A 25,519-nucleotide genomic window follows, 5' to 3' on the forward strand; every position below is an offset into this window, starting at 1 on the left:
TGGTTACTCCTGGTCAAGGCGTGCCACTGCGTTCCGCAGCTGTTCGTTGAACTGCTGGACGGCGGGATTGTTCACGTGGGTGGAGACCGCGCGCTGGAAGTCGCCCACATAGCGTTGGAATCGCGCGGACTGCAGGGCGTCCCCTTCTTCGACGGCGAGACCTGCGGTCGCCACAGCGGCTTCGAGTTCGCCGTTGAGCAACTGGCTCTGCGCGAGGACCATGCGGCAGAAACCCAGTGTGCGGGCGTATTTGGGGTCGGTGAGTGCTACGGCACGTTCGGCGAACCGAACGGCTTCAGGCCCCTGTCCGAGATCGCGGAAACAGTGGCAGAACTCGCCGAAGAGTTCGGCCTCGTCCATGTAGGAAAGCCATTCGGGGTCATCAGCGCTGTCGGCCCGCTCGAAGAATCTCTCCGCTTCGCCCATCGCGCGGGCAGCGCCCTTGTGGTCCTGAGCGGTGGACAGCGCACGTGCCTCATGGGCGGAGAAAAGGGCCATGGCACGAGGCGTCGCATGATTCCTCCCGCCCTCGACCGATGCGCGGGCGAGCACGACGGCGTGGGTCGCTCGGCCCAGGTAATTTGCCTGATGACTCATGTTGGTCAGGATGCGCGCGCCCATCATGCGATCGCCGGATGCCTGCGTAAGGCGCAATGTCGACACCATGTAACGGCTGGACAGGGCATGGTTGCCGCTGTCGTATGCGGTCCAGGCGAGAAGCTGTGCCATCTCCGATGCGGCGTAGAAGAGTGCTTCTCCTGCCTTGGCGCTGAAGCCGGCACCCAGTAAAGGAAGTACGTCTTCCCGGAAGTAGTGGCGGAATGCCTTGTGCGCGTGCCCGCCGCCGAACTGGAAATCAAGCTGCATGAAGAACCCGGCGGCAGTCCGGATCGCGGCGACGTCACGCATGCCGACTCGACGGGTGGCGGGGGCGTCCGTGGGCAAACCGTCGGGGCGAGAGACAAGCCAGGAAAGCGCTGCGGAGTGCACATCGCCGTCAGGCAGCGGGGAACCATCCGCGGGTCCGTCTTCCGGGCGCTGATGGGTGAGGCTGTCGAGTGTGTTCAGCGCCTCGGTCAGCGAGGTGGCATAGCTTATGCCGGCCTCGTTGACGGGCACCGGCCTCGCACCGGGGAAACCGAGGTCTTCGGGACTGACCTTCCGCCCCAACTTGTCGCCCAGCACCTCCGCCATGAATACAGCGGTTCGGTGCTGGATACCGCCGCCGTTCAGCCATCGCTGAACGGCGATATATGTGGTTCCCAGGTATTCGCCATGGCGCTGCGCGATGTCGCGGACTCGCTTGGCCAATCCCTTGTTCGAGACTCCGGCCTCCGCCATGACAGCGGCCAACTGGTGGTTCGGCTCTTTGCTCACGCTCTGCTGCCACCCCTGGCGTCACGTCAAGTAAGCATCCTGGCACGGCGGTTCCTGGTACGGGGGTTCATCGTGAACCCCCGGGACGGTCTCGCCGAACCCCCGTGTGCGCATGAACCCCTGCGTGAACGCTGCCGCATGGCCAAAGACCGTCGTTGACTGTCGGGACAGGAAGCCCCGGCGGTGCTGTGCAGGCACCCCGGGGCACGGCCAACCTGGTGAAAGCAGGTCAACATGCGGAACCATACCGGCAGGGTTTTCGAGCGGTTGCTGAGTCTGTTGCTGCCCGCGCGGGGTCAGCATCGCGCCGCCGCAATGAACCCCGCCGTGAGCTGTGCGGATGCGCCGACGATGAGTTCGCGGTGGGTACCCGACCCGTACGTCTGGCGGTCGATGCGGGACGAGGACGCCTATCTGGCCCGACCGTATGCGGTCGCCCATGAGTGTGCGGCCGCGCGGCGGCGTGAGTGCGGCTCTCGCACGGGGCCGGCAGGCGCGGCGCACGGAAGGACGGTGACGCTGTGAGCAGGCATCCCCGACTGCTCCCGTGGCCTGGCCCGGCCGGGCAACCGTCCTATCTGGTGACCGATGACGGCGACAGCCTTCTGTCACGGCTCGCTGACGAGTGGGAAGAGATCCAGCTCGGTACGGCCGAGGATGTGCTCCGGCACTCGGTCGAGATGCTCGGTGATCAGATGGCGGGTGCCGGGGAACTCCGGTTTGTGGGGCATCGGCTGTGCGAGGCGCTGCGTGACGCGCTGCGGGTCGCCGAGAGCAGGGGCGGGCGGTTGTCCGATTCCGCCGACGACGACAGCGACGACAGCGACGACAGCGGTGACAGCGGTGACAGCGGTGACAGCGACGACAGCGACGGTAGCGAGCCGGTCAGCAGTCCGGCAGTGACTCGGCGGGCGTCGGGGTGAGCTTGCTGAGCGCCGGCGTCTCCTCCGGTGCCGGGTAGGGCCGTTCGTCGGGGAGGAGGGCGGCTGCCGCCGTTGTCCGGCCGGTGCGCATCAGGTGGTGGATCTCGTGGGCCAGGGGTGTCACGTCCGTGATGGTGACCGTCCACTCGTCGGCGTAGCGGCGGGATGCCTCGCCGGTCAGGCCGAGTTGGAGGGAGCGGTGGGGGAGCGGTCGCAGGTGCAGATCGCGTTCGGGGTCCCATTGCACGCGGGCCGGTGAGGTTTTCAGTTGCCGTCGCCAGGTGGTGCGGTCGGGCTGGGTGGACGGGTCGTGGTGCGAGAGGCAGGCGTGGCGCAGTGCCCAGTCGAAACCGGCCCGGTCGATCTCGATGGCGAGCACGCGTTCCTGGTCGGGCTTGGTGGCCCAGCCGCAGCGGTACATCATCCAGAGGAAGGACGGTTTGATCCAGGTCATCCGCTCGCGCTTCCAGGCCGCCGGGAAGCGGCCGTCCCGGGCGGCGGGGTCGCCGAGCGCGGGTGCGTACGCCTGGTAGACGGTGACCGTTCGCGCGGTGTGCAGTGCCCGGACGCGGCGCGCCGGTTCGGGCGTTCCGGCAGGTGGCGGCTGCGGCGTGGTGGTCGGGGCGGGGCGCGCGGGGGCGCGCTGTCCGGTGCTCATGGCACCGCATCCTGACGGACGGTGGGCCCGCCGGGCGACCGGTTTCCGCCGGGCCGGGTGCCGAGCAGCGATCCCCCCGGGGACACCGGCGATCGTGGCCACCGTGATGCCCGACAGCAGCACCGCGAGCGCGCGCCCCTTCTTGCCGGGCGGGAGCAGCGTGGCGGCGGTGGTCATGGTCACGGCGAGGAACCCCGCGTTCGCGAGCGTCGCGACGACCCCGGCGGCAGCCGCCACCGACGCCATGCCCAGCGACAGCGGGGGCCTGTCGCAACGGCTGGGCGGGGGCCGCGCCGTTCCCACGTCCGCGGTGTGGAAGGCTGATCCGATGTCTGTGACCCTCCGCCACCTGGACGCCCAACTCCTCCCTTCCTGGCTCGAACGCAGTCGAGCCGAGTACGCCAAAGACCTTGTCGCCACGGGGCAATCACCCGAGGATGCCCACCGGCAGGCCGGCGAGAGCATGGCCCGCTCTTTTCCCTCCGGTACGCCGAGTCCCGGGCATGCGGTCTTCGACGTGGTCGACGACGCCGGGGAAACCGTCGGCTACCTCTGGATCGGACCGGACACGAGTGATGACCCCGGCGCCTGGTGGATCTGGGACATCGCGATCGACGCCGACAAGCAGGGGCGGGGCTTCGGCCGAATGGCCATGGTCCTCGGTGAGGAATACGCCCGCGCGCGGGGCGCTCATACGCTCGGCCTCAGTGTTTTCGGGTTCAACCCGGGTGCGCGCGGCCTCTACGAGTCGCTCGGCTACGAGACGACCTCGGTCAAGATGCGCAAGCGACTCGGCTGAGGTCCGGGCGACTCCCGCTCGCTCGACGCGGCCCGCCGGTTCGGCCGGCCGCGCGGCCCCCGGGTTCACTCGGCGCCGATGTCCTCGTTCCACAGGGCCGGGTGCGCCCCGATGAAGTCGCGCATCATCGCCGCGCACTCGGGGTCGTCGAGCAGCACGATCCGTACGCCGTGCCGGGCGAGCCAGTCATGGCCGCCGTGGAAGGTGCGGGCCTCGCCGACCACCAGCCGGGAGATGCCGAACTGGCGGACCAGGCCGCTGCAGTACCAGCAGGGGGAGAGGGTGGAGACCATCGTGGTGCCGCGGTAGCTGCGCTGGCGGCCCGCCGCGCGGAAGGCGGCGGTCTCCGCGTGGACGGACGGGTCGTCGTCCTGGACGCGGCGGTTGCGGCCGCGGCCCAGCAGGGTGCCGTCGGGGCCGTAGAGGGCCGCGCCGATGGGGATGCCGCCCTCGGCCAGCCCGGCCCGCGCCTCGGCGACCGCGGTCGCCAGCATCGCGCGGGCCTGCTCCTGCACGTGGTTCATGCCGGTCACTCTCCTCGTCCGGCCGGGGCCCGGCAAACGGGCCGGCGGTGCGGACGGGGGCCGCGGGCCCGGCGGGTCAGCCCTTGGCGGGCGGCGGGGTGTCCTCGGGGCCGTTCTCCTTGCGGCGCAGCTCCTCCTCGCGGCGGCGCAGATCGGCCTCCCAGTCCTTGAGCCGCGCGGAGTCCTCGGCGCTCTCGGCGCCCTTCGCGTCGGCGGCGTCCTTGGCGGGCGCGCTCTCGTCCTTGAGGGACTTGAGGAACTCGGGATTGTCGTCCGGCGCGACCCACTGCGTACGGCGCCCGCCGCGCCCCGCGAAGGGCGCCGAGCCGTCCGGCCGCGGCCCGCGGACCTTGCCCGCGGCCAGCCAGGCGACCGGGCCGACCAGCACCTCGCCGAAGAGCAGGATGATGATCACCCAGACCACCTTGGGCAGCCCGCGCACCTGCGATTCGGGGGTGTTGAGGCAGTCGATGAACGCGTAGATCCACAGTGCCAGCACCAGAAGGAACGGCAGATACCTGAGCATTGCGGAACGGGCCCCCTGCGAGCGGCGGCGGGCCCGCGGCGGGGCCCGGTGACCCGTACAGGGTAGTGCGTAACGGATACTGGAACGCATGGCTTATGACGATCTTCGCTCGTTCCTGCGCGCGCTCGACAGGGAAGGCGACCTCAAGCGCATCAAGGCCGAGGTCGATCCGTATCTGGAAATCGGCGAGATCGTGGACCGGGTGCAGAAGGCCGGCGGTCCGGCGCTGCTCTTCGAGAACGTCAAGGGTTCGGCGATGCCGCTGGCCATGAACGTCTACGGAACCGACCGCCGGCTGCTCAAGGCGCTCGGCCTCGACGCGTACAGCGACATCAGCGACAAGATCGGCGGGCTGCTCAAGCCGGAGCTGCCGCAGGGCTTCGTCGGGGTGCGGGAGGCGTTCGGCAAGCTCGCCCGCATGACGCACGTACCGCCGAAGAAGGTGAAGGGCGAGAGCGCCCCCGCCCAGGAGGTCGTGCTCACCGGTGACGAGGTGGACCTCGACGCGCTGCCCGCGCTGTTCACCTGGCCCGAGGACGGCGGCTCCTTCTTCAACCTGGGGCTGACGCACACCAAGCACCCCGAGTCGGGCGTGCGCAACCTCGGCCTCTACCGCCTCCAGCGTCACGACAAGCGCACCATCGGCATGCACTGGCAGATCCACAAGGACAGCCGCAACCACTACCAGGTCGCGGCCAAGCGCGGTGAGCGGCTGCCGGTCGCCATCGCCTTCGGCTGCCCGCCGTCGGTGACGTACGCCTCCACGGCCCCGCTGCCCGGCGATATCGACGAGTACCTCTTCGCGGGCTTCGTACAGGGCAAGCGGATCGAGATGGTGGACTGCAAGACCGTGCCACTCCAGGTCCCGGCCAACGCCGAGGTCGTGCTGGAGGGCTGGCTGGAGCCCGGAAAGATGCTGCCGGAGGGCCCGTTCGGCGACCACACCGGCTTCTACACGCCGCAGGAGCCGTTCCCGGCGCTGACCATCGACTGCGTCACGATGCGCAAGCGGCCGCTGCTCCAGTCGATCGTGGTGGGCCGGCCGCCGACCGAGGACGGCCCGCTGGGGCGGGCCACCGAGCGGTTCTTCCTGCCGCTCCTCAAGATCATCGTGCCCGACATCGTGGACTACCACCTGCCGGAGTCCGGGGGCTTCCACAACTGCGCGATCGTCTCGATCGACAAGAAGTACCCCAAGCACGCACAGAAGGTCATGCACGCCATCTGGGGCGCCCACATGATGTCGCTGACCAAACTGATCGTGGTCGTGGACGCCGACTGCGATGTCCACAACCTGCACGAGGTGTCCTGGCGGGCGCTGGGCAACACGGACTACGCCCGCGACCTGACCGTCGTCGAGGGGCCGGTCGACCATCTCGACCACGCCTCCTACCAGCAGTTCTGGGGCGGCAAGGCGGGCATCGACGCGACGAAGAAGTGGCCCGAGGAGGGGTACACGCGGGACGGCGGCTGGCCGAACATGGTCGAGTCCGACCCGCGGACCGCCGACCGGGTGACGAAGCGCTGGAAGGAGTACGGGCTGTGATCGGCAGGCTCGATCGGGAGAACGGCAGGCCGGAGCCGGGGTTTCCCCGCCGCCGCGAGGGCGAACCGGGGTACGGGCTGTGACCAGTGCCGCCGCCGCGGTCCCGCAGCCGGGCCGGACCAAGGCGTTCCTCCGGCTGGTGATGATCGAGCACTCGGTCTTCGCGCTGCCGTTCGCCTATATCGCCGCGCTGACCGCGATGTTCCAGTGGGACCGGACCGTCCACTGGACCCGGCTGCTGCTGGTCACCGTCGCGATGGTCGGCCTGCGGACGTTCGCGATGGCCGCCAACCGCATCATCGACCGGGAGATCGACGCCCGGAACCCGCGCACCGCCGGCCGTGAGCTGGTCACCGGCGCGGTCTCCGTGAAGTCGGCGTGGACCGGCGCGCTGATCGCCGTCGTCTGCTTCCTCGGCGCGGCCGCGCTGCTCAACCCGCTCTGCCTGGCGCTGGCACCGGTCGCGGTGATCCCGATGGTGGTCTATCCGTACGGCAAGCGCTTCACGAACTTCCCGCACGCGATCCTGGGCCTGGCCCAGGCGATGGGGCCGGTCGGCGCGTGGATCGCGATCACCGGGACCTGGTCCTGGGACGCGGTCATCCTGGGGCTGGCGGTCGGCGTCTGGATCGGCGGGTTCGACCTGATCTTCGCCACCCAGGACGTCCAGGCCGACCGCGCGCACGGTGTGAAGTCGGTGCCGGCCCGCTTCGGCATCCCGGCCGCGCTGCACGGCGCCCGCGCCTGCCATGTCGTCACCACGGCCCTGCTGGTCTGGTACGCGCTGGCCATCGGTGCCGGGGTGTGCTTCTGGATCGGCCTGGTGGTCGTCGCCGTCGCGTTCGTCTACGAGCACACGATCGTCCGGCCGCACGACCTGTCCCGGCTCAACCGGGCGTTCTTCCAGGTCAACGGCTTCATCGGCATCGCGCTCTTCGGCTTCGCGCTGCTGGACCTGCTGGTGCGCGGCCTCACGGTCTGAACGTTGCGCGCACCCGGGGCCCCGGGTGCGCGGCCGCCGTGGCCCCGGTCCCCGTATCCGTACGGGAACCGGGGCCACGGTGCTGTTCCGTGTCCGTGCTGTTCTGAGCCGTGTCGTGCCCTGCCGTGCCCTGCCGCTACGGAGCGAACCGGACGCCGCCCGCGGGCAGCGGTACGGGGCGCCGCTGGCGGAGGACGAACGCCGCCAGCACCCCGCCGATCAGCCCGAACAGATGCGCCTGCCAGCTGATCCCGCTGTCGGTCGGCAGCGCGCCCCACACGATCGAGCCGTACAGCACGGCGACTATCAGGCCGATGCCGATGTCGAGGACCTTGCGCTCGATGAAGCCGCGCACCAGCAGATAGCCGAAGAGGCCGAAGACGACGCCGGAGGCGCCCGCGGTGTTGCTGTGCGGGGGCGCGGTCAGCCAGACGCCCAGGCCGCTGATGACGATGATCAGCAGGGCGACGCCGAGGAAGCGGCGCAGCCCGGCGCGGAGCGCGGCGAGGAAGCCGAGCACCAGCAGCGGCAGGGTGTTGGCGGCGAGGTGGCCGAAGCCGAAGTGCAGGAAGGCGGCGGGTATCACATCGAGCAGGGCCGCCGGGTCGCGCGGCTGGATGCCGAAGGCGTCCAGGGCGTTCCCGCTGATGACGTCGATGCCCTCCAGCAGCCAGAGCAGCCCGACCCAGCCCAGCATCAGACAGATCGCGGGCTTCGCGCGTGAGGCCATGTCCGGTCTTCCTTCCGTGTGCCGTACCTGTCGCGGGCCGTGCCGGGCGGACCTGGCCGCCAGGGGTGAGTCAATCACCTGGGGGTGTCAAGGGGAGGAACGGCCGTGACCGGGTCCATGGTTCCGGCGGATAGGCTCGATGCCGTGGAGTCGCCGCACAACAACACCAGTCAGCAGGACCCCGGCCGGCGCCGTCCGTGGGTCGTGGGAATCTCCGGCGCGTCCGGTACGCCGTATGCCGCGTCCGTGCTGCGCGGGCTGCTCGCCGCCGGGGAGGCGGTGGACCTGATCGTCAGCCGGGCGTCGCGGCTGACCCTGCTGGACGAGACCGGGATCGCCTTCCGGGACGCGCACTGGCGCGCCGATCTGCGGGAGTGGCTGGCGCGCGGGGCGGACGGCAAACCGGAGACGTTCGAGGTGCCCGAGGCGGCGCTGGCGGACGTGCGGTACTGGCCGGCCGGGGATCTGGCGGCCGGGCCCTCGTCCGGGTCGTACCCGGTCAAGGGGATGCTGATCGTCCCGGCGAGCACGGCGTGCGTCGCCGGGGTGGCGCTCGGACTCTCGAAGGATCTGCTCCAGCGGGTGGCGAGCGTGACGCTCAAGGAGCGCCGCCGGCTGGTGGTCACGGTGCGGGAGACCCCGCTGAACGGGCCGACGCTGAAGCATCTGGTGGCGCTGGACGAGGCGGGCGCCGTGGTGCTGCCCGCCTCGCCCGCGTTCTACGCGGGGGCGACACACATCCAGGATCTGGTGGACTTCGTCGCGGGCCGGGTGCTCGATGCGGCAGAGGTGCCGCACGGGCTGTTCCGGCGGTGGGAGGGGGAGCTGGGGGGCGGCTCCAAGGGAGCGGCCCCGGACGCTCCCTAGCGCTTCTTGGCGGCCGCTGCGGCGGCGCGGCCGAGGAGGCGCCGGGCGCGGGGGGCCGCGGGGCGGTGGGCACGTGAACGATTGGCCTGGTCCTGCAGCTCGCGCATGCGGGCGTAGGCCATCTCGATCGAGTACACGGTGACAACTCCTGTGAAGATCGTCATTGATCGTTTGGGTGAATCGCAGGCTCCGAGGGCCTGTATGCCTTAGATTCTACATGCAGAACTCGAAAACGCGTAAAGATTGGAAGGCTTGAGGGCATGGACGCGGTGGATAGGCAGCTCATCCAGGCACTTCGCGAGAACGGCAGGGCCTCCTACGCGGAGCTCGGCCGGCTCGTCGGCCTCTCCGGTCCGAGCGTCACGGACCGGATCAACCGCCTCGAAGCGGCCGGTGTGATCACCGGTTACCGCGCGACGGTCGACGCCGCCTCGCTCGGGCTCGGCGTCACCGCGCTGGTCGGCGTCTCGCTGTCGGACGCCGCCGACCACGAGGACGTCGCACGCCGGCTGCGCGACCTCGCCGAGATCGAGGACGCCTGGTTCATCGCCGGCGAGGACTCGTACATGCTCAAGGTGCGGGTGGGCGACGTGGACGGGCTGGAGCGCACCATCCGGCGGCTCTCCGGCACCAAGGGCGTCTCCCGTACCCGCACCACGATCGTGCTCTCCACCAAGTGGGAGAACCGGGTCGGCGAACTGCCCGGAGAGGCCGAGTAGCCCCGGGCACGGACCGGGAGGGCCGGGCGGACGGGGCCCGTCGAGGGGGTCCCGTCCGCTCCGGTAACGGGGGAGTAGGCTCGGCTGAGCCCGCTCCACGCCCGATTCCGGCGCCGGAGCGGCACGAGTTACCGGACGGACACGGCAGAGATACTGGGAGGCGACCGGATGGCTGCGTCAATGGATGTGGGCCTCAAGCGTGAGCTGGAGGCGAAGGTCCACGCCGGAGAGCGGCTGACCCGCGAGGACGGTATCGCGCTCTACGAGTCCGACGACCTGGCATGGCTGGGCGGGCTCGCCCACGAGGTGCGCACCCGTAAGAACGGCGACGTCGTCCACTTCAACGTCAACCGTCACCTCAACATGACGAACGTGTGCACCGCGTCCTGCGCGTACTGCTCCTTCCAGCGCAAGCCGGGCGAGAAGGACGCGTACACGATGCGCATCGAGGAGGCTGTCCGCCTCGCCAAGGCGATGGAGAACGAGAACCTCACCGAGCTGCACATCGTCAACGGTCTGCACCCGACCCTGCCGTGGCGCTACTACCCGCGCTCGCTCAGCGCCCTCAAGGAGGCGCTGCCCGACACGGTCTCCCTCAAGGCGTTCACCGCCACCGAGATCCACCACTTCGAGACCATCTCCGGGCTCAGCGCGAGCGAGATCCTCGACGAGCTGATCGACGCCGGTCTGGAGTCGCTGACCGGCGGCGGCGCGGAGATCTTCGACTGGGAGGTCCGCCAGCACATCGTCGACCACAACACCCACTGGGAGGACTGGTCGCGCATCCACCGGCTCGCCCACGAGAAGGGGCTCAAGACCCCGGCGACGATGCTGTACGGGCACATCGAGGAGCCCCGGCACCGGGTGGACCACGTCCTGCGGCTGCGTGAGCTCCAGGACGAGACCGGCGGCTTCCAGGTCTTCATCCCGCTGCGCTACCAGCACGACTTCGTGGACATGAAGGACGGCAAGGTCCGCAACCGCCTCCAGGCGCGCACGACGATGGCGACCGGCGCGGAGGCGCTGAAGACCTTCGCGGTCTCCCGGCTGCTGTTCGACAACGTCCCGCACGTCAAGGTCTTCTGGGTCATGCACGGTGTGCAGACCGCGCAGCTGGCGCTCCAGCACGGCGCGGACGACATGGACGGTTCGGTCGTCGAGTACAAGATCACGCACGACGCGGACAACTACGGCACGCCGAACAAGCTCACCCGCGACGACCTGCTGGAGCTGATCCGCGACGCGGGCTTCCGCCCCGTCGAGCGCAACACCCGCTACGAGATCATCCGCGAGTACCCGGGCCCGGACGCGGCGCGCCGCGAGGCGCCGCAGCCGATGCGCCTCTGACCGGGGCTGCCGCTGACGATGTCAGTGGCCGGGTCTAGGGTCCAGGTCATGAGCGTGCGCTTCGACCTGGACCCTTCCGTCACCCCCGAACTGCGTGACGGGATCTGCGCGTTGTGGACGGATGTCAGCAACGCCGGCGGTGCCGTCGGCTTCGTCCCGCCGGTGACGCCCGAGGACGTCCGCCCCGACCTGCTGGGCCATCTGGCGGCGATGGCCGAGGGGCGCGAGCGCCTGGTGGTGGGCCGGGACGCGGCCGGCCGGGTGTTGGCGACGGCGTTCCTGAACCTCAACAGCCACCGGCTGATGCGGCACTGGCTGTGGGTGTACACCGTGATGGTGCACCCCTCCGAGCAGGGCCGGGGCACCGGCCGCGCGCTGATGGCCGCGGTCGCCGACGCCGCCCGCACCCTCGACGGCATCACCGGTATACGGCTCACCTGCCGCGGCGGCACGGGCATCTCCCGCTTCTACACCGCCTGCGGCTACAAGGAGGTCGGCCGGGTGCCCGGCGCGATCAAGGTCGCCGACGGCGACCTCCGTGACGACGTCACGATGTGGCTCGAACTCCACTGAGCCGCGGGGCGCGGGCCGCCGACGGGGGTCAGGAAGATCACGCGGGCCGCTGTGCTTGACTGGAGGGTGACCCTTTGGTTGCCGTTGAGAAGAAGGTCCCGTCCGTGAGTAGCCACAAGTTCGCCACGCTCCGCTACACCGCCCTTCGCATCGGCCTCTTCGTCGCGTCGTTCGCCGTGGTGTGGGTGCTCGCCTACTTCCGGATCATTCCGCTCGGCGTCGGCAGCTCCAGCACCGTCTGGCTGCTGCTGCTCGCCATCGTCATCTCCGCACCGCTCAGCTTCGTCCTGCTGCGCAAGCAGCGCGACGCGATGTCCGAGCAGATCGTGTCCAAGGTCGACCGCCAGCGCGAACGGCTCGCGGCCAACGCCAGCCAGGAGGACGGGCTGTCGTAAGACGCCGCACACACCCGACAGCCGCCCCGCCGTGGAGTTCCGCTCCGCGGCGGGGCGGCTGCGTGTTTCCGGGGCGTACCGCGCTTCCGGGACGTACCGATGGGGCGGCCGGTGGGCGCGGGGCGTCCGAGCGCTGAGATCTCCGCGGTCCGCGCCGTGAGATCTCAAAGATCTTCTTTGGGTCCCTCAAAGTTCAAGTGTTAACGTACCTGACATGAAGACAGCAGCCGCGCCCGCCTTCCCCATGAGCGTTCCGCTCGTGGCGCGCCTGCACATTGATCTTTGCCGCTGCATGTCCGCGGCCTGTTGCCGCCGCTGACCCCGCACAGCGGCCGGAGATCCCTGTACGGACCTCCTGGCGCCCTTTCACCGCTTCCCGACGCCGTCACCTGTCCCCGGAGTGTGTCCGTTGTCCACGTCTGCCGAGACCCCGGCCTCGTCCCAGGCCCCCAAGACTTCCAAGTTCCGCATACCCAAGGTCCCGTTCTGGGCCCAGATCCTGGCCGGCCTCGTCCTCGGCGTGCTGCTCGGCTGGATCGCCAAGAGCGGTGACGTCGGCTGGCTCACGGCCACCCTCAAGCAGATCGGCGACCTCTTCATCCAGCTGCTGAAGCTGGCCGTCGCCCCCCTCGTCTTCTTCGCGATCCTGGTGTCGATCACCAACCTGCGGCAGGTCAACAACGCCGCCCGGCTCGCCACCCGCACCCTGCTGTGGTTCATGGTCACCTCGCTGATCGCCGTCGCGATCGGCCTGGCCATCGGCCTGATCACCAACCCCGGCGCGGGCACCGGCCTGACCCCCAAGGACGGCAAGCTCCCGCAGCACGCCGGCTCCTGGATCGACTTCCTGACCGGCATCGTCCCCACCGATGTCGTCACGCCGTTCACCGAACTCAACGTCCTCCAGATCGTCTTCATGGCGGCCGTCGCCGGGATCGCCGCCCTCCAGCTCGGTGAGAAGGCCGAGCCGGTGCTGAAGATCAGCCGCTCGGTGCTGGAACTGCTCCAGAAGGCGCTGTGGTGGGTCATCCGCCTCGCCCCGATCGGCACCGTCGGCCTCATCGGCAAGGCGATCGCGACGTACGGCTGGAACCTGATCGGCAAGTACGCGACCTTCACCGTCGACATCTACGTCGGCTGCGCCATCGTCCTGTTCGGCGTCTACCCGCTGCTGCTCGGCACGGTCGCCAAGGTCAACCCGCTCCAGTTCTTCAAGGGCGCCTGGCCCGCGATCCAGCTGGCCTTCGTCTCCCGCTCCTCGGTCGGCACCATGCCCGTCACCCAGAAGGTCACCGAGCGCCTCGGTGTGCCGAAGGAGTATGCCTCCTTCGCGGTGCCGTTCGGCTCGACGACCAAGATGGACGGCTGCGCCTCGATCTACCCGGCCATCGCCGCGATCTTCATCGCGCAGATCTTCGACGTCCCGCTGGGCATCGGCGACTACCTCCTGATCGCCTTCGTCTCGGTCATCGGCTCGGCCGCCACCGCCGGCCTGACCGGCGCGACGGTCATGCTGACCCTGACCCTCTCCACCCTGGGCCTCCCCCTGGAGGGCGTCGGCCTGCTGATGGCGATCGACCCGATCCTCGACATGATGCGTACCGCCACCAACGTGGCCGGTCAGGTCGTCATCCCGATCCTGGTCTCCGCCAAGGAGAAGATCCTGGATCACGAGGCGTACGGGCGTGCCGCGGACATCAGCCTGGACACGGCCGTCGCTGACGGCGTGGAGGAGAAGGTCTCCGTGGCGGCTGCTGCTTAGCCTGAGTTCTTCCGTGGATGCGCCCCGGCCTTTTTTCAAGGCCGGGGCGCATTCGTGTGCGCTGCCGGTCCATAACGCCGTTGGTGGAGTTACCGAAGGATGGGCACGCCGGGTCGAATGCCGTGAGTTACCTGGTACTGGTGTCTGCGGCCTTCTCGTCGCCAGGTGTGAGGGGCCTCGGACGCGCTGTTGTCCTGATGTGAGCCGCGTCACTAGTGTGGTGGACCTGTCCGGATCGGTGAACTCGGAGGCGGCCATGGACCGTGGGTGGGAAGTCGACCCCTCAGCCTCGTTCGCCCGGCGGCTGGGGAAGTCGGCCCAGGAGTCGGGGGAATCAAAGGACAAGAGCGGCTGTCCGGACATCTGGGAACTGGACAACGGGGATATCGCGGTGATTGGCCGGGATCACACGGAGACGTACAGCTCGCGTCTTCCCGGGGGAGTCACCGTCGCACCGGACGAGCGCATCGTCATCATCCCTGGGCGCATGCTGCGGTTGGCGAAGCCGGATATTCCCGATGCTTGATCTCGACGCCCTGCACCTTGATCCATCGCGCGGGGTCTACCTTCCTCTGGACCTCTACAACAGCGATTTCGCGGAACGCGAGAGCGCCACGCGTGATCACGTGTCCTGGAAGTTCGAGCGCCGCCAGCATTTCGAAGAGCGGAACGATCCCAGTCGGGATGCGCTCGGCCAGGGCCGCTGGGACGAGGCGCTGCGGCTCCTGGATGAGGAGCGCGGCCGCTGGCTGGCCATCGCACGGGAGGACGAGCAGCGCGGCGCGCCGTTCCGCCGTGTCCGTGTGGTGGAGGCGCCGCCAACTCCCTATATGTGGTGGGAGCTGCACGCACTGAGCGTGCAGGCGAAGGCCGGTATGGGTATCCGGGTCGTCGACGCCGAGCGAGTGCGCCCGTGGGAGAAGGCCCGCCTGCTGCCGGAGGTCGTGGTGATCGGCGGGCGGGTGCTCTACGAGGTCGTCTATACCGAGGCGGGCGTGCTGGAAGGGGGCAGGCGATTCACCGACGCCGGGCTCGCGGAGAGCTGGGAGAGGTTCATCGCGTCTCTCTATGAGAACGGTGAGGACGTGGTCTCCTGTGTCGACCGGTATGTGTCGCAGTTCCCCCGGCCGGGCCTCGGACGGGAAGAGGACTGATTGACCAGCGGGAACGGCCGCGGGAGTGAGGAGCCTCCCGGTAGCACTTGGTCGGAGATGTCGGGGACGTCCCGCGATGTGGTGCAAGCGGGGAATGTCAGTGGCGGGGTGCACTTCCACCACCACGGGAGCCGGGACCGCGGAACCTCACCGCCACGTCAACTCCCCGGTGACGTAAGGGGCTTCGTCAACCGCGTGGACGAACTGGAGCGGCTGGACGCGGTGCTGCCGGGCCGGGACGGCGAACCCGTGGTCGTCTCCATCTGCGTGATCGCGGGTACCGCGGGAGCGGGCAAGACGTCGCTCGCCCTGCACTGGGCCCACCAGGTCCGGGACCGCTTTCCCGACGGCCAACTCCACCTCAACCTCCGTGGCTACGATCCGCAGGAGCCCGTGACCGCGGGGGAAGCACTGCATCGCTTCCTCACTGCGCTCGGCGTTCCCTCCGACGCCGTGCCGCCGGACGCGGAGGCCGCGGCCGCGCTGTATCGGTCCCTGCTGGCCGACCGCCGAGTTCTCGTCGTCCTGGACAACGCCTCCACCGTCAGCCAGGTCCGCCCGCTGTTGCCGGGCGGTGATCGATGTCTGACGATCGTGACCAGCCGCAACCGGCTGTCGGGACTGGCGATACGGGACGGCGCGCACCGCATCACGCTGGGAACCCTGCCCGAGGAAGCGGCCGTCGCGTTGCTGCGGGTCGTGACGGCCGGGTTCCGTCCGCAGGACGACGAGGAGAAGCTGTCAGAGCTTTCGCGCCTGTGCGCGAGGCTGCCCTTGGCCCTGCGTATCGCGGCGGAGCGGGCGGCGAGCCATCCGCACATGCGGCTGGAAGAGCTGATCGCCGACCTGCGGGACGAATCGGCACTGTGGGATGCCCTCAGCTCCGGTGACGAGGAGGAAGCCGAAGCGGTGCGGACGGTGTTCGCCTGGTCGTACCGGGCGCTGCCTGCCGAGGCATCGCGCGTCTTCCGGTTGCTCGGGCTGCATCCCGGTCCCGACCTCGGAGCCGGCGCGGTCTCCGCGCTGGCGGGCATCAGCGTGCGGCGTGCCCGGCAGGTGCTCGACGTACTGGTGGGCGCCCACTTGGTGGAACAGACCGCAGCGGACCGGTATGAGTTCCATGACCTGTTGCGCGTCTATGCGGTGGACCGCGTGCGAGAGGAGGAGAGCGACGACTCGCGCGGTGAGGCCCTTGGCCGGCTGCTGGACTGGTATCTGCGCATGGCGGATGCGGCGCAGGGATGGATCGCACCGGACGAAGAGCATGTGCCGCTACCGCAACACGGCGAAAGCACGGAACCGCTGTCCCTCCCCGGCTACGACCAGGCAGTGGAATGGTCGGAGCGCGAGCAGGCCAACATACTGCCCGCTGTGCGCGCCGCCGAGGACGCCGGCAGGGACGGTCACGCCTGGCGGCTGGCTGCCGTGTGGCGATATGGGCAGCCGCCGTCCGCCCCGGCCGCGGAGTGGCTGCCCATCGGCGAGATCGGCCTGCGTGCCGTGCGACGGACGGGCGACCGCTGGTGGGAGGCCAGGCTCCTGGACGGCCTGGGGATCATCTACCGGCGCATCAATCGCCCCGCGGAGAGCCTGGGTCACCACGAGGATGCGCTCGGGATCTGGCGAGAACTGGGCGACCGGCACGGCGAGGCGGTGTCGTTGAACGCACTCGGCCTGCTGCATCTCCGCAGGAGGCGGTTGCCGCAAGCCGAGAGCATGTTCCAGGGCGCCTTGGCCGGCTTCCGGGAACTGGCCGACGCTGGCTGGCAGGCCGTTGTCCTCTCCAACCGTGGCAGAGCCCGGCACGATGCCGGGTTGCTGACCGAAGCGGCCGACGATGTGCGGGAGGCCGTCGTCGCGCACCGCGAGCAGGGAGACAGCGCGAGCGTGGGCGATGCGCTGGCGGTTCTCAGCGCCGTGCATCTCGACCGCGGTGAACCCGAGAAGGGACTGCGGGCGGCGCAGGAAGCGGTGGAGATCGCGCTGGAGTTGCGCGATCACACGCTGGAAGGGTTCTGGCTGCTGACGCTCGGTGCCGCGCAGCTGGCGCTCGGCCGGCCCGGGGTGGCTTTGGAGTCCTACCAGCGGTCAGCCGTGCTGCATCGGCGCCTGGGGGATCGCAGTCGCGAGGCCCTGGCTTGGCACGGTACGGGAGAGGTGTACGCACGGCTCGGGAGAGACGAGGAGGCGGCGGCGTTTCACCGGCGGGCGGCGGCCGTCCACCGAGAGCTGGGAGATTCCTGGAACGCGGCCGTTGCCCTGGACGCGCTGGCCACCGCCCTCCGGGCCGACCGCCCGGAGGAGGCCCGTCGGTGCTGGAGCGACGTGCTGCGTTTGATCGCCGAGTTCGACGACCCACGAGCGGCGAGGCTGCGGGCGCGCGCGGACCGGGGGTCCGGGGAACGAAATCCTTGATCATGCCGCGCTGCGGCGGTAGCGGCTCCGGGCGGTCCCCCGGGCCGTCCGACACGATCCACGACGTCCCCGAGCCGAGCTGAACGCCCAACCGCCGATCCGGACGGTGCCATCGGGACGGACCCGCCTCACTGCGTCAGCCGTTGTGCGGAGCCTCGGTGGCTCACCGTGTTCCAGGTACTCGGTGTGCGTCCCGGCGCGGTGGGCCCACGGGCTCGGGGCCGGCGATTCCCCCCGCTCAGGCGGTAGCCCCCGTATGCCGCAGCAAGGCGCCGGCCAGTGGGGCGTGGACGGCCGGGGGGAGGGCGTGGCCCATGCCCGCTATCTCCACGAGGTGTGCGGTGCCGATGGCCTGGGTGAGGTGGTGCGGGTGCGGGGGCGGGAAGACCGGTTCGGCGGGGGCGGAGATGACCAGGGTCGGGATCTCGTTCGCGGCGAGCTGCTCGGTGCGGAGCATGCCGGAGTGGTCGGCGCGGCCGTGTGCGGTGGAGGAGGTGTAGTGGCCGGTGTGCTCGATGATGCCGCGTTCGAGATCGCGGAAGTAGTCGGCGTCGAAGGGGAGTTGGGGCCCGGCGAGGAGGCGCCAGTGCGCGACCCGGCGGTCCAGTTCGGCCTCCGGGCCGTGGTCCTCGACGGGGCGGGCCCACATCTCCAGGACCTCCGGCGAGATGCCGGGCAGGTCGGCGGCCGGGATCTCGGTGCCGTCGGGGCGGGTGTACGGGGCGGTGCTGAGCGCGTTGGTGCCGATCAGGGTGGCGCTGAGCAGCCGGTCCGGGTGGTCGGCCAGCGCCAGTTGGGCCAGCATGCCGCCGAGGGACAGCCCGACGATATGGGCCCGGCCGATGCCGAGGCCGTCCAGGACGGCGATCACGTCCTGGGCGAGATCGGTGATGCGGTACGGCCGTTCGTCGAAGGCCCAGGTGGAGCGGCCGGTGTCGCGGTGGTCGTAGCGGATGACGCGGTGGTGGGCGGCGAGCGCGTCGACCAGCGGTTCGGGCCAGCCGGGGCCGGGCATCGTGGCGCCCGCGATCAGGAGCAGCGGGGGCGCGTCGACGGGGCCGAGTTGTTCGGTCCACAGACGGAATCCCGGGGCGGTGTCGATGAATTGTTGTTGCTGCTGCATGGGGCGGCCTTTCCGGGGCGGTGAACGGCTTCCGGGGCCGGCTTCGGAAGCTGGCTTCGGGGGGGCGGTGGGACGGAACGGTGGAACGGATCGGAACGGTGGCGGAACGGCGGAACGGCGCCTGCGACGGAGCCGTGGTGGCGGCTGCCGCGGCCATCGCGTGACGAGACGTATCGTCTCGCATTGCCCAGGACTGGGTCAAGGGCCGGGTGGCGGAGAGCGGAGATCGTAAACTTACTTTGCAGTAAATGGGGCGGGCTGGAAGGGCGTGCGGCGTGAGTGCTGTGAAGAGCAAGCGGGTGCCGCGGGCGGTGCGGGAGCAGCAGATGCTGGACGCCGCGGTGCGCACGTTCGCGCGGCGTGGCTATCGGGCGGCCTCGATGGATGAGATCGCCGAGGTGGCCGGGGTCTCCAAACCGCTCGTCTACCTCTATCTGAACTCGAAAGAAGAGCTGTTCAGCGCGGTGATCCGACGGGAGTCGGCGGCGCTGGTCGAGGCGGTGACGGCGGCCGTCGAACCGGACGCGCCCGCCGACCGCCAGCTGTGGAGCGGGCTGACGGGCTTCTTCGCGCACACCGCCGAGCATCCGGACGGCTGGGCGGTGCTGCATCAGCAGGCGCGCACGCACGGCGAGCCGTTCGCCCTCGAAGTGGCCGCGATGCGGGCGGAGATCGTGCGGTTCGTGACGGAGCTGATCGGCGCGGCGGCCCAGGAGGCGGGCTGTGTGGGCGAGTTGGCCGACCGTGAGGTGGCCGGTCTGGCGCATGCGCTGGTCGGCGCGGCCGAGTCGCTCGCGGAGTGGGCCAACGTCCGTACGGACGAGGACGCTTCGGCGGAACAGGAACAGGAACAGGAAGGGGAAAGGGGTCGGCAGCGTCCGGCGGCGAAGGACACGGCCGCCACGCTGATGAATTTCGCCTGGGCCGGGCTGGGGCGGCTGATGGACGGCGAGCGGTGGGCGCCGGAGGCGTGACGGGCCGTGGGTCCGGCGGCCGGCCGCGGTGCGCTCCGGCGGGCCACTCGCGGGGCCGTGCCCCGCACATCGGACGAACGGGCGGCGCCTTACCGGCCGTTCGGTCCGGACGGGGCCCGCCGCGAGTGCGGATCGCGGTGGTGTGCACCAGCGTGGATCACGGTGATGCGCGCCTACCCGGGACACTTACCCGGGACGCTTACCTGGGGGGTAATCGTCGCGGACCGCCGTCGCCGACAAGAATGGTGATCTCGCCGCGTCGGTCCGACGCGGCCGCCACGTTGGAGGCATCAACCATGGCCACAGCCACCCCCACGACCACGCGCACCGTGGTGGAGGAGCTCCTGCGCCGGATCGGCGAGGGCGACCCCGAGCGGATCGCCGAGCTGTACGCGGAGCGGGGCGACTGGAAGCTGGACTGGCCGGCGGCGGAGCACGGCCGCGCGGCCACCCCGTGGATCCGCCACCGGACCACCCGCGCCGACGCCGCCGCCCACTACCGCGAGCTCGCCGAGCACCACGTCCCCGGGCGGGCGGCCACCGAGATCGAGCGCATCCTCATCGACGGCGATGATGCGGTCGTACTCGGCGTGATCCGCCAGACCGCCCGGTCCACCGGGCGCTCCTACAGCGCCCGCTTCGCCCTGCACCTCACGGTCGAAGGCGGCCTTGTCACCCGGCACCATGTCTACGAGGACAGCCTCGCCGTCGCCCAGGCGTTCGCGGCGGGACCGTCGGAGGTCCGCTGACGGGTCCTGGGGCTTCTGACGGATCTCCGCGGGCGAGGGGCGCGCGATCCTCGGCGCGGCAGCCGCCGCCGAGCGGCGTACCCGGCAGGCTGCGCAAAGGCGCCCCGCCTCGCCCACGCCTCGTCCTCGCCGTCAGATCCGGCACCGCCGGCGAGTTACCGGCCGAACTGCGCGACGCCGACCGCGCGGAGCCCGATGCGGCCACGGCCACCGTCGAGCCGGGCCGGATGACGGTATGCCAGGGTGATCGAGCCCGTTTTCCCGTCGAATCGAGCCCGTTCTCCCGTCGAGAGGAGCCCGCATGGTCCAGGAGTGCCGACAGGGCGTATCGCGCCGGGACGGCCGGCCGACCTTCGTGCTCGTGCACGGTGCGCACAGCAGTTCCTACGCGTGGTCGCCCGTTCTCCAGCGGCTTGCGCTGCTCGGACATCGCGCGCTCGCCGTTGACCTGCCGGGCCACGGTATGGACGCCCGTTTCCCGCTCTCCTACCAGGCGCCGCAGGATCTGGAGTCCTTCTCGGCGCAGCCGTCACCGCTGGCCGGGGTGACGTGGGAGGAGAACGTCACCCACGTCGTGGCGGCGGTGCGCCGGGTCGCGGAGTACGGGCCGGTGGTCCTGGTGGGTACCAGCGGTGGCGGGGCGGTCATCAGCGGTGTGGGCAACGCGGTGCCCGACCTGATCAGCCGGATCGTGTACGTCTCCGCGTGGTGCTGCGTCCAACTGCCGAGCGTGGCCGACTACCTGGAGACCCTGGGGCACCGGAACGTCGGCTCGGCCCTGGTCAACTGGCGCTCGGCCGACCCGCAGTTCCTGCACATGGCCAAGGAGGGGCTGATGGCCGAGGCGACCGATGAGCAGTTCCGGGCCTGCCTGAACATCCTCGAACCCGCCGACTCCGCGCGGGTCCTCACCGCCGATGCCCGCGTCCAGGCCGGCACCTGGGGCCGGATTCCCCGCACCTATATCCGCTTCGCCCAGGACCGGGCGATCCCGCTCGCCATGCAGGACCGGATGATCGCCGAGGCCGACGCGCTGACACCGGGGAACCCCTTCCAGGTCCACACCGTGGACACCGGCCACGTCGGCGTGCAGCTCCGGCCCGACGAGGTAGCGGCGATCCTCGACACGCTCGGGTGACGGGCCCCCGTTCCCGGTGGCACCGGTCGGCTGGGGACGCCGTCGGTGGCCCGGCGGGCTGCGCTGCCTGATAGGCGAACTCGGGAAGTCCGGCACCATGGGCGGGCTCGGCGTCCTGGTCAACCTGGGTGTCTTCCACCTGAGCCGCGCCGTGACCGACGCTGCGGTGGTCCGATGCAACGTCATCGCCACGGTCGTCGCCATCGCCCTCAACTACGTGGGGTTCCGGTACTTCGCGTACCGGGACTGCGACAAAAGCGGCCGCGCGAGGGAGCTCGTGCTGTTCGCGGCCTGCAGTGCGGTCGGCTTGGTCATCGAGAACGGCGTGCTCCACGTGGCGACGTACGCCTTCGACCGGAACAGACCGCTGCAGAGCAACATCTTCAAGTTCCCGGGTATCGGGCTCCCCACACCCCGGAACGTACCGGCGGACCAGTTGCGCTGACCCCGGGCCGGAGTCCGAGTCGTACGCATCACGCCCCTCCGCGATCAGCCGCACAGCCAGAGGCGACCCTCTCCCCGGGCACGGCCGCCCCTGACCGCATGCGGCCCGTCGAGCCTTGGCGCATCTCTGGATGCTTCGTCTGATTGGGGACGAAGCGTGTACTCGCTCCCTCTGTCTCACATCCTGCGCAAGATCCCCAAATAGCTCACTTAGGGTAGATTCATTAAATTATTACTCTATTTTGACGCAAGGATGGGGACGTGCGGGAAGCGATACGGCCGGTCAGTGGTAGGGGGATACGGCGAAGACCACGCACGTGCAGCGCCCCGAGGCCGATGGTTTCGACGGCTGCGCAGGCACTCCTCCCGCTCCGCCGGTACGCAGTACGTGCCATCCGCCCCGCATCGATACTTTCCAAGGTCGCCGACTGCAGGGGCACGCTCACGTACCCGGCTGCGGGCGGTGAGTGTGCCGCCCTCCGCCAGGTCTCACTGCGTTGCGCAGGACAGCGCCGGCACGGTGCTTCGGGGGTGTCGGCCGAGCTGCCGTCCCGGATGCGGCAGGCCCCGCTGCGGGTGCCGGCCTTCGCGACGCGGGTGCGAGGTGGCCGATGACACTGCGCGGCTCGTCCCGTAAGCACGCCAAGGTTGGCGGCGCGGCATCCGGACGCCCCCGGTGGTATGCCCGGGGTGTCCAACTCTCCCCTCGGGCGACCGCCCTGTTGGGGCTGGTCGTTTTCGCCGTCTCGCTCGGGCTCTTCCTGTTTCGCTATCTGGTACCCGTACCGGTGGGGGCCTCCAATCAGGGTGACGGGTATCGGGCCACCTGCACGCTCGGCCTGATCCCGGAGACCCACGGGTTCCCGCGGTTCTACTCCTTCCTGCTCGCCGAGCTGAACCCGGATCCGGTGCAGTGCACCAACACCGTCGAGGCGTACTGGACCAGCCAGACGCTGCTGCTCGACCTGGGGCGTCCGCTGACCCACCTGCTCGGGTTGAAGGGCGAGGTCAACCTGCTCGCCGTCGGGCTCATCTGCTGCCTCATCGCGAGCGTGGCGATCGCCGCGATGGCGATGGCACTCCGGGTCAGCCTGGCAGCCCGCGTCGCCATCGCCGCGCTGGTGTGGCTGATCGTCGCGGACGCGGCCTACTTCGACTACTTCGCCTCCCCGGTCGGAGAAGCCGTCGGCGTGCTGGGCATCCTCCTCATCTGCGCCGGAATCCCGCTGCTCGGCCGCGGCTTCATGGCCGGCTTCCCCGCCCTGGTGATGATCGGGGGCGGTGGCATGCTGGCAGTCGGCTCCAAGACCCAGCTGCTGGTGCTGACCGTGCCGGTCATGGCCATCCTGCTGCTCCGCACGGTCCGTATAGGCAACCTGCGCGGACGGGTGGCCCGGCTGCTGGCGCCGCGTGTGCTGGGGGCAGTGGCCGCGCTGGGGGTGATCACGGTAGGCGCACTGAGCTACCAGTCGCAGCAGACCCACGACCGCTACATACGCATGAACCCCGTGGACACCATCTTCTCCGGCATCGTTGACGGCAAGCACGACACCGCCGGCGACCTGGAGTTCCTCGGGCTCCCGCAGGAATGGTCGAAGTACGCGGGCTACCACTTCTGGAGCCATCGCCAGAAGATCTCCCGCGACCCGCGCTACCAGGAGTTCCAGGACCAGCTGACCCTGGGCAACGTGGCCCAGTACTGGCTGCACCACCCCGGGCGCGCACTGGAGGTCGCGCAGCTGCGCGGCCAGCAACTGCTCGGCTTGCGCCCCGACTACCTCGGCAGTTACGCGCCCAGCGCCCACAAGCAGCCCAAGGAACAGGAACACCGCGTCACTTTCTTCACCACCGCTGCCCAAAGCGTGAAGGGGGCCGGGCTCTTCCTGCTCGTACCGCTATGGGCCGGGTCCACCTGGATCGGACTGCGGGCACTGCGCCGCGGACTGCGTCGCGGCGGCACCCACCTGGACCGGTCACTGGGCACGATGCTCCTCTTCCTGGTCACCGCCGCTGTCTCGCAATACCTGATCGCAGCCTTCGCCGAGGCCATAGAGAACGAGAAGCACATGGTCTTCGCATCGTTCTCCACGCTCATGCTGCTGCCCGTGCTGCTGACGGTCTTCTGCGCCGGCCGGATCCGCAGACAGCAGCCGGCCCTGGCGGTGCCGTCCCAGACCAGGGTGTTGCCGAGGCCCTCAGCCGCCAGCAACATCCCGGAGAACAGCTGGTCGTAGACGGCCACGGCAGAACTGCTCGTCTCGACGTCGATCGTCGGCCGGGCGGCCCGGAGGAACCACTTCTCCGGGCCGCCCGGCCGAGGTCGTACTGCTGCGCACCGTGTCGCTCGCCCCCTGGCCACCCGTCGGGATCCGCGGGCGCGGCAGACCAGGCGAAGTGCCTTCGCCTCACCAACGAACGGCGCGCCGCCTTTCGAGAGCGGTGGTTGCCCACTCCGAAGACGGCGCACTCGGCCGCCCGGGGGCGCAGCCCGGTTCCATGGGAGCGGCCTCGCCCGCGTCGCAGTGACCGTCGACGCGGAGGGCTTCACGCACGAGCGCGGGAGCCGTGGCACCGTGACCGGATCAGTCGGCGCTTCAAGTGCCGTGACAGGCCGGGTGGCCGTTCATCGCGGCGCCTGTTCGCCGGAGTCGTTCTGCCGGGCGACGGCCGCCTCATGCCCTCTGTCGGGGACATCCGCTTCGGGCAGGTGCGGTCATGGCGGATGTGCCGGTGCGGGCGATGGAGCGGCGGGTGGCGCTGGTCGAACGCGCCGGGCGGCTGCGCGAGAAGCTCGCCGAGACCGATGCCGAGGTCGCCCGGCTGGAGGCCGCGGAGGCGGTGTTCGGGCAGTTCGCCGAGGCGACGGATTCCGGCCGGCCGGACGGCATGGTCGTGGCGCCGGGGGCGCTCACCTGCGGCCCGGCCGACCGCTCCCCCCACCGGGCGCCCGTATCCCGTCGAGCCGGATGCGCCACGGCATGATCGCGGATTCGACCTGTACGGCGGCCGACATCTTGGACGCGCCTATCTGGCGCTCCTCGAAGTGGATGGGTATCTCCAGCGCGGTGAATCCGGCGCCGACGGCCTGGTACTTGAGCTCGACCTGGAAGCTGTAGCCGCTGGAGCGGACCTGGTCCAGCCGGGCGGCGCGGACCGCGTCGGCGCGCCACAGGACGAAGCCGGCCGTGGCGTCGCGCAGTCCGGTGCGGAGCACGGTGCTGACGTAGCGGTTCGCCCAGCGGGAGAGCAGCCGGCGGTGCAGACCCCACTCCTCGGCCAGCCGGCCGCCGCACACATAGCGGCTGCCGACCACCAGGCCGGCGCCGGTGGACAGCGCGCTGCCCAGCATCTGCGGTACGTACTCGACGGGGTGGCTGCCGTCGGCGTCCATCTGCAGCACATAGGCGGCGCCGTCGTCCACGGCCCGGGTCATACCGGCCGCGTACGCCCGGCCCAGACCGTCCTTGGTGGTGCGGTGCAGTACGTCGATCCGGCCCGGGTACTGCTCGGTGAGCTCCTCGGCGATCCGGCCGGTGCCGTCGGGGCTGTTGTCGTCGACGACCAGCAGGCGCAGCCCCTCCAGGCCGAGGGCCATCAGCTCCTTCGCCATACCGGGGAGGTTCTCGGCCTCGTTGTAGGTCGGCATCACGATGGTCAGGGCGGTACGGGCCCAGGCGTCGGGAAGCGGTGCGGGGAGCCGCGCGGTGTGCGGGGCCGGTGCGGTGGTAGCCACGTGCTCGGTGCTTTCTACGGGTCCGTGCATGCCACGGAGAGTTCGGGTCCGTGCATGCCAC

At 70.1% G+C, this 25,519-nt stretch carries 26 protein-coding genes and 2 pseudogenes; 19 read left to right on the top strand and 9 right to left on the bottom strand.

Features of this window, described 5'->3' with window-relative positions; all coding sequences use genetic code 11:
* Positions 1-3: 3 nt before the first annotated feature.
* Positions 4-1,377 (bottom strand): hypothetical protein, encoded by a 1,374-nt coding sequence (locus tag IH09_RS11895; protein ID WP_052856150.1) that lies wholly within the window; start codon positions 1,375-1,377, stop codon positions 4-6.
* A gap of 521 nt (positions 1,378-1,898) precedes the next feature.
* Between IH09_RS11895 and IH09_RS11900 the strand changes: the two genes are divergently transcribed.
* Positions 1,899-2,300, top strand: a complete 402-nt coding sequence (locus IH09_RS11900; protein ID WP_052856151.1) for a hypothetical protein — start codon at positions 1,899-1,901, stop codon at positions 2,298-2,300.
* Here the strand turns inward: IH09_RS11900 and IH09_RS11905 are convergent.
* Both IH09_RS11905 and IH09_RS40590 read right to left on the bottom strand, forming a co-directional pair.
* Positions 2,263-2,958 (bottom strand): DUF4291 domain-containing protein, encoded by a 696-nt coding sequence (locus tag IH09_RS11905; protein ID WP_110952235.1) that lies wholly within the window; start codon positions 2,956-2,958, stop codon positions 2,263-2,265. The two genes, IH09_RS11900 and IH09_RS11905, sit on opposite strands and share 38 nt — an antisense overlap.
* A gap of 72 nt (positions 2,959-3,030) precedes the next feature.
* Positions 3,031-3,195 (bottom strand): annotated as a pseudogene (locus tag IH09_RS40590) (Cmx/CmrA family chloramphenicol efflux MFS transporter); the annotation flags it as partial.
* Positions 3,196-3,421: 226 nt separating this feature from the next.
* On the opposite strand from IH09_RS40590, the gene IH09_RS40595 reads away from it, so the two are divergent.
* Entirely contained in the window at positions 3,422-3,757 is a 336-nt protein-coding gene (locus tag IH09_RS40595; RefSeq protein WP_240151123.1) for a GNAT family N-acetyltransferase, read from the top strand.
* 65 nt (positions 3,758-3,822) lie between these two features.
* On the opposite strand, the gene IH09_RS11915 is transcribed toward IH09_RS40595, so the two are convergent.
* Positions 3,823-4,281 (bottom strand): nucleoside deaminase, encoded by a 459-nt coding sequence (locus IH09_RS11915; protein ID WP_052856152.1) that lies wholly within the window; start codon positions 4,279-4,281, stop codon positions 3,823-3,825.
* 76 nt (positions 4,282-4,357) lie between these two features.
* Positions 4,358-4,807: a PLD nuclease N-terminal domain-containing protein gene (locus tag IH09_RS11920; protein ID WP_052856153.1), complete on the bottom strand. Its 450-nt coding sequence runs from the start codon at positions 4,805-4,807 to the stop codon at positions 4,358-4,360.
* Positions 4,808-4,895: 88 nt separating this feature from the next.
* On the opposite strand from IH09_RS11920, the gene IH09_RS11925 reads away from it, so the two are divergent.
* Together IH09_RS11925 and mqnP are read left to right on the top strand one after the other, a co-directional pair.
* Entirely contained in the window at positions 4,896-6,353 is a 1,458-nt protein-coding gene (locus IH09_RS11925) for a menaquinone biosynthesis decarboxylase (protein WP_052856154.1), read from the top strand.
* Positions 6,354-6,432: 79 nt separating this feature from the next.
* The gene (gene mqnP / locus IH09_RS11930) at positions 6,433-7,335 is read left to right on the top strand and encodes a menaquinone biosynthesis prenyltransferase MqnP (protein WP_052856155.1); all 903 of its coding nucleotides are present in this window, start codon (positions 6,433-6,435) and stop codon (positions 7,333-7,335) included.
* Positions 7,336-7,471: 136 nt separating this feature from the next.
* On the opposite strand, the gene IH09_RS11935 is transcribed toward mqnP, so the two are convergent.
* Positions 7,472-8,065: a rhomboid family intramembrane serine protease gene (locus IH09_RS11935; protein ID WP_052856156.1), complete on the bottom strand. Its 594-nt coding sequence runs from the start codon at positions 8,063-8,065 to the stop codon at positions 7,472-7,474.
* A 144-nt stretch (positions 8,066-8,209) separates the two neighbouring features.
* Here IH09_RS11935 and IH09_RS11940 point away from each other — a divergent pair, with 144 nt between their 5' ends.
* Positions 8,210-8,932, top strand: coding sequence for a UbiX family flavin prenyltransferase (locus IH09_RS11940; protein ID WP_172450431.1), 723 nt, complete (start codon positions 8,210-8,212; stop codon positions 8,930-8,932).
* Here IH09_RS11940 and IH09_RS38970 read toward each other — a convergent pair.
* Positions 8,929-9,096, bottom strand: a complete 168-nt coding sequence (locus IH09_RS38970; protein WP_172450433.1) for a hypothetical protein — start codon at positions 9,094-9,096, stop codon at positions 8,929-8,931. The genes IH09_RS11940 and IH09_RS38970 overlap by 4 nt on opposite strands.
* Positions 9,097-9,192: 96 nt before the next feature.
* Between IH09_RS38970 and IH09_RS11945 the strand changes: the two genes are divergently transcribed.
* The 8 genes from IH09_RS11945 (at position 9,193) to IH09_RS11980 (ending at position 17,297) form a co-directional block, all read left to right on the top strand.
* Positions 9,193-9,651: an Lrp/AsnC family transcriptional regulator gene (locus IH09_RS11945; RefSeq protein ID WP_052856157.1), complete on the top strand. Its 459-nt coding sequence runs from the start codon at positions 9,193-9,195 to the stop codon at positions 9,649-9,651.
* Positions 9,652-9,831: 180 nt separating this feature from the next.
* Positions 9,832-10,998, top strand: coding sequence for an aminofutalosine synthase MqnE (gene mqnE, locus IH09_RS11950; protein ID WP_052856158.1), 1,167 nt, complete (start codon positions 9,832-9,834; stop codon positions 10,996-10,998).
* 48 nt (positions 10,999-11,046) lie between these two features.
* Positions 11,047-11,571 carry a GNAT family N-acetyltransferase gene (locus IH09_RS11955; RefSeq protein WP_052856159.1) on the top strand — a complete coding sequence of 175 codons (525 nt, stop codon included), beginning with the start codon at positions 11,047-11,049 and terminating at the stop codon, positions 11,569-11,571.
* A 104-nt stretch (positions 11,572-11,675) separates the two neighbouring features.
* Entirely contained in the window at positions 11,676-11,966 is a 291-nt protein-coding gene (locus IH09_RS11960) for a DUF4229 domain-containing protein (RefSeq protein ID WP_052856274.1), read from the top strand.
* A 409-nt stretch (positions 11,967-12,375) separates the two neighbouring features.
* Positions 12,376-13,728, top strand: coding sequence for a dicarboxylate/amino acid:cation symporter (locus tag IH09_RS11965; protein WP_052856160.1), 1,353 nt, complete (start codon positions 12,376-12,378; stop codon positions 13,726-13,728).
* A 256-nt stretch (positions 13,729-13,984) separates the two neighbouring features.
* Entirely contained in the window at positions 13,985-14,254 is a 270-nt protein-coding gene (locus tag IH09_RS11970; protein WP_052856275.1) for a hypothetical protein, read from the top strand.
* Complete coding sequence (locus tag IH09_RS11975) at positions 14,247-14,882, top strand: DUF6879 family protein (protein WP_052856161.1); 636 nt, start codon at positions 14,247-14,249, stop codon at positions 14,880-14,882. Before IH09_RS11970 ends, IH09_RS11975 begins: the two co-directional genes overlap by 8 nt.
* A 195-nt stretch (positions 14,883-15,077) precedes the next feature.
* Positions 15,078-17,297 (top strand): ATP-binding protein, encoded by a 2,220-nt coding sequence (locus tag IH09_RS11980; protein ID WP_318279437.1) that lies wholly within the window; start codon positions 15,078-15,080, stop codon positions 17,295-17,297.
* Between the two features lie 238 nt (positions 17,298-17,535).
* Here the strand turns inward: IH09_RS11980 and IH09_RS11985 are convergent, their stop codons facing one another.
* The gene (locus IH09_RS11985; RefSeq protein ID WP_052856163.1) at positions 17,536-18,420 is read right to left on the bottom strand and encodes an alpha/beta fold hydrolase; all 885 of its coding nucleotides are present in this window, start codon (positions 18,418-18,420) and stop codon (positions 17,536-17,538) included.
* 248 nt (positions 18,421-18,668) lie between these two features.
* On the opposite strand from IH09_RS11985, the gene IH09_RS11990 reads away from it, so the two are divergent.
* The 6 genes and pseudogenes from IH09_RS11990 to IH09_RS12015 all read left to right on the top strand — a co-directional run bounded on the left by IH09_RS11990 (position 18,669) and on the right by IH09_RS12015 (position 24,707).
* Positions 18,669-19,394: a TetR/AcrR family transcriptional regulator gene (locus IH09_RS11990; RefSeq protein ID WP_052856164.1), complete on the top strand. Its 726-nt coding sequence runs from the start codon at positions 18,669-18,671 to the stop codon at positions 19,392-19,394.
* 296 nt (positions 19,395-19,690) lie between these two features.
* Positions 19,691-20,143 carry a nuclear transport factor 2 family protein gene (locus IH09_RS11995; RefSeq protein ID WP_052856165.1) on the top strand — a complete coding sequence of 151 codons (453 nt, stop codon included), beginning with the start codon at positions 19,691-19,693 and terminating at the stop codon, positions 20,141-20,143.
* Between the two features lie 301 nt (positions 20,144-20,444).
* Positions 20,445-21,281 carry an alpha/beta fold hydrolase gene (locus IH09_RS12000; RefSeq protein WP_052856166.1) on the top strand — a complete coding sequence of 279 codons (837 nt, stop codon included), beginning with the start codon at positions 20,445-20,447 and terminating at the stop codon, positions 21,279-21,281.
* A 97-nt stretch (positions 21,282-21,378) separates the two neighbouring features.
* Positions 21,379-21,693: pseudogene (locus IH09_RS12005) on the top strand (GtrA family protein); the annotation flags it as partial.
* Positions 21,694-22,336: 643 nt separating this feature from the next.
* Entirely contained in the window at positions 22,337-23,959 is a 1,623-nt protein-coding gene (wsfD, locus tag IH09_RS12010) for a glycan biosynthesis hexose transferase WsfD (protein WP_190233266.1), read from the top strand.
* A 481-nt stretch (positions 23,960-24,440) separates the two neighbouring features.
* Complete coding sequence (locus tag IH09_RS12015) at positions 24,441-24,707, top strand: hypothetical protein (protein ID WP_052856169.1); 267 nt, start codon at positions 24,441-24,443, stop codon at positions 24,705-24,707.
* Here the strand turns inward: IH09_RS12015 and IH09_RS12020 are convergent.
* On the bottom strand, positions 24,634-25,488 hold the full coding sequence (locus IH09_RS12020; RefSeq protein ID WP_052856170.1) for a polyprenol monophosphomannose synthase: 855 nt from the start codon (positions 25,486-25,488) through the stop codon (positions 24,634-24,636). The genes IH09_RS12015 and IH09_RS12020 overlap by 74 nt on opposite strands.
* Positions 25,489-25,519: the final 31 nt, after the last annotated feature.

This window comes from Streptomyces celluloflavus, from assembly GCA_000720995.1.
Taxonomy (GTDB): domain Bacteria; phylum Actinomycetota; class Actinomycetes; order Streptomycetales; family Streptomycetaceae; genus Streptomyces; species Streptomyces celluloflavus.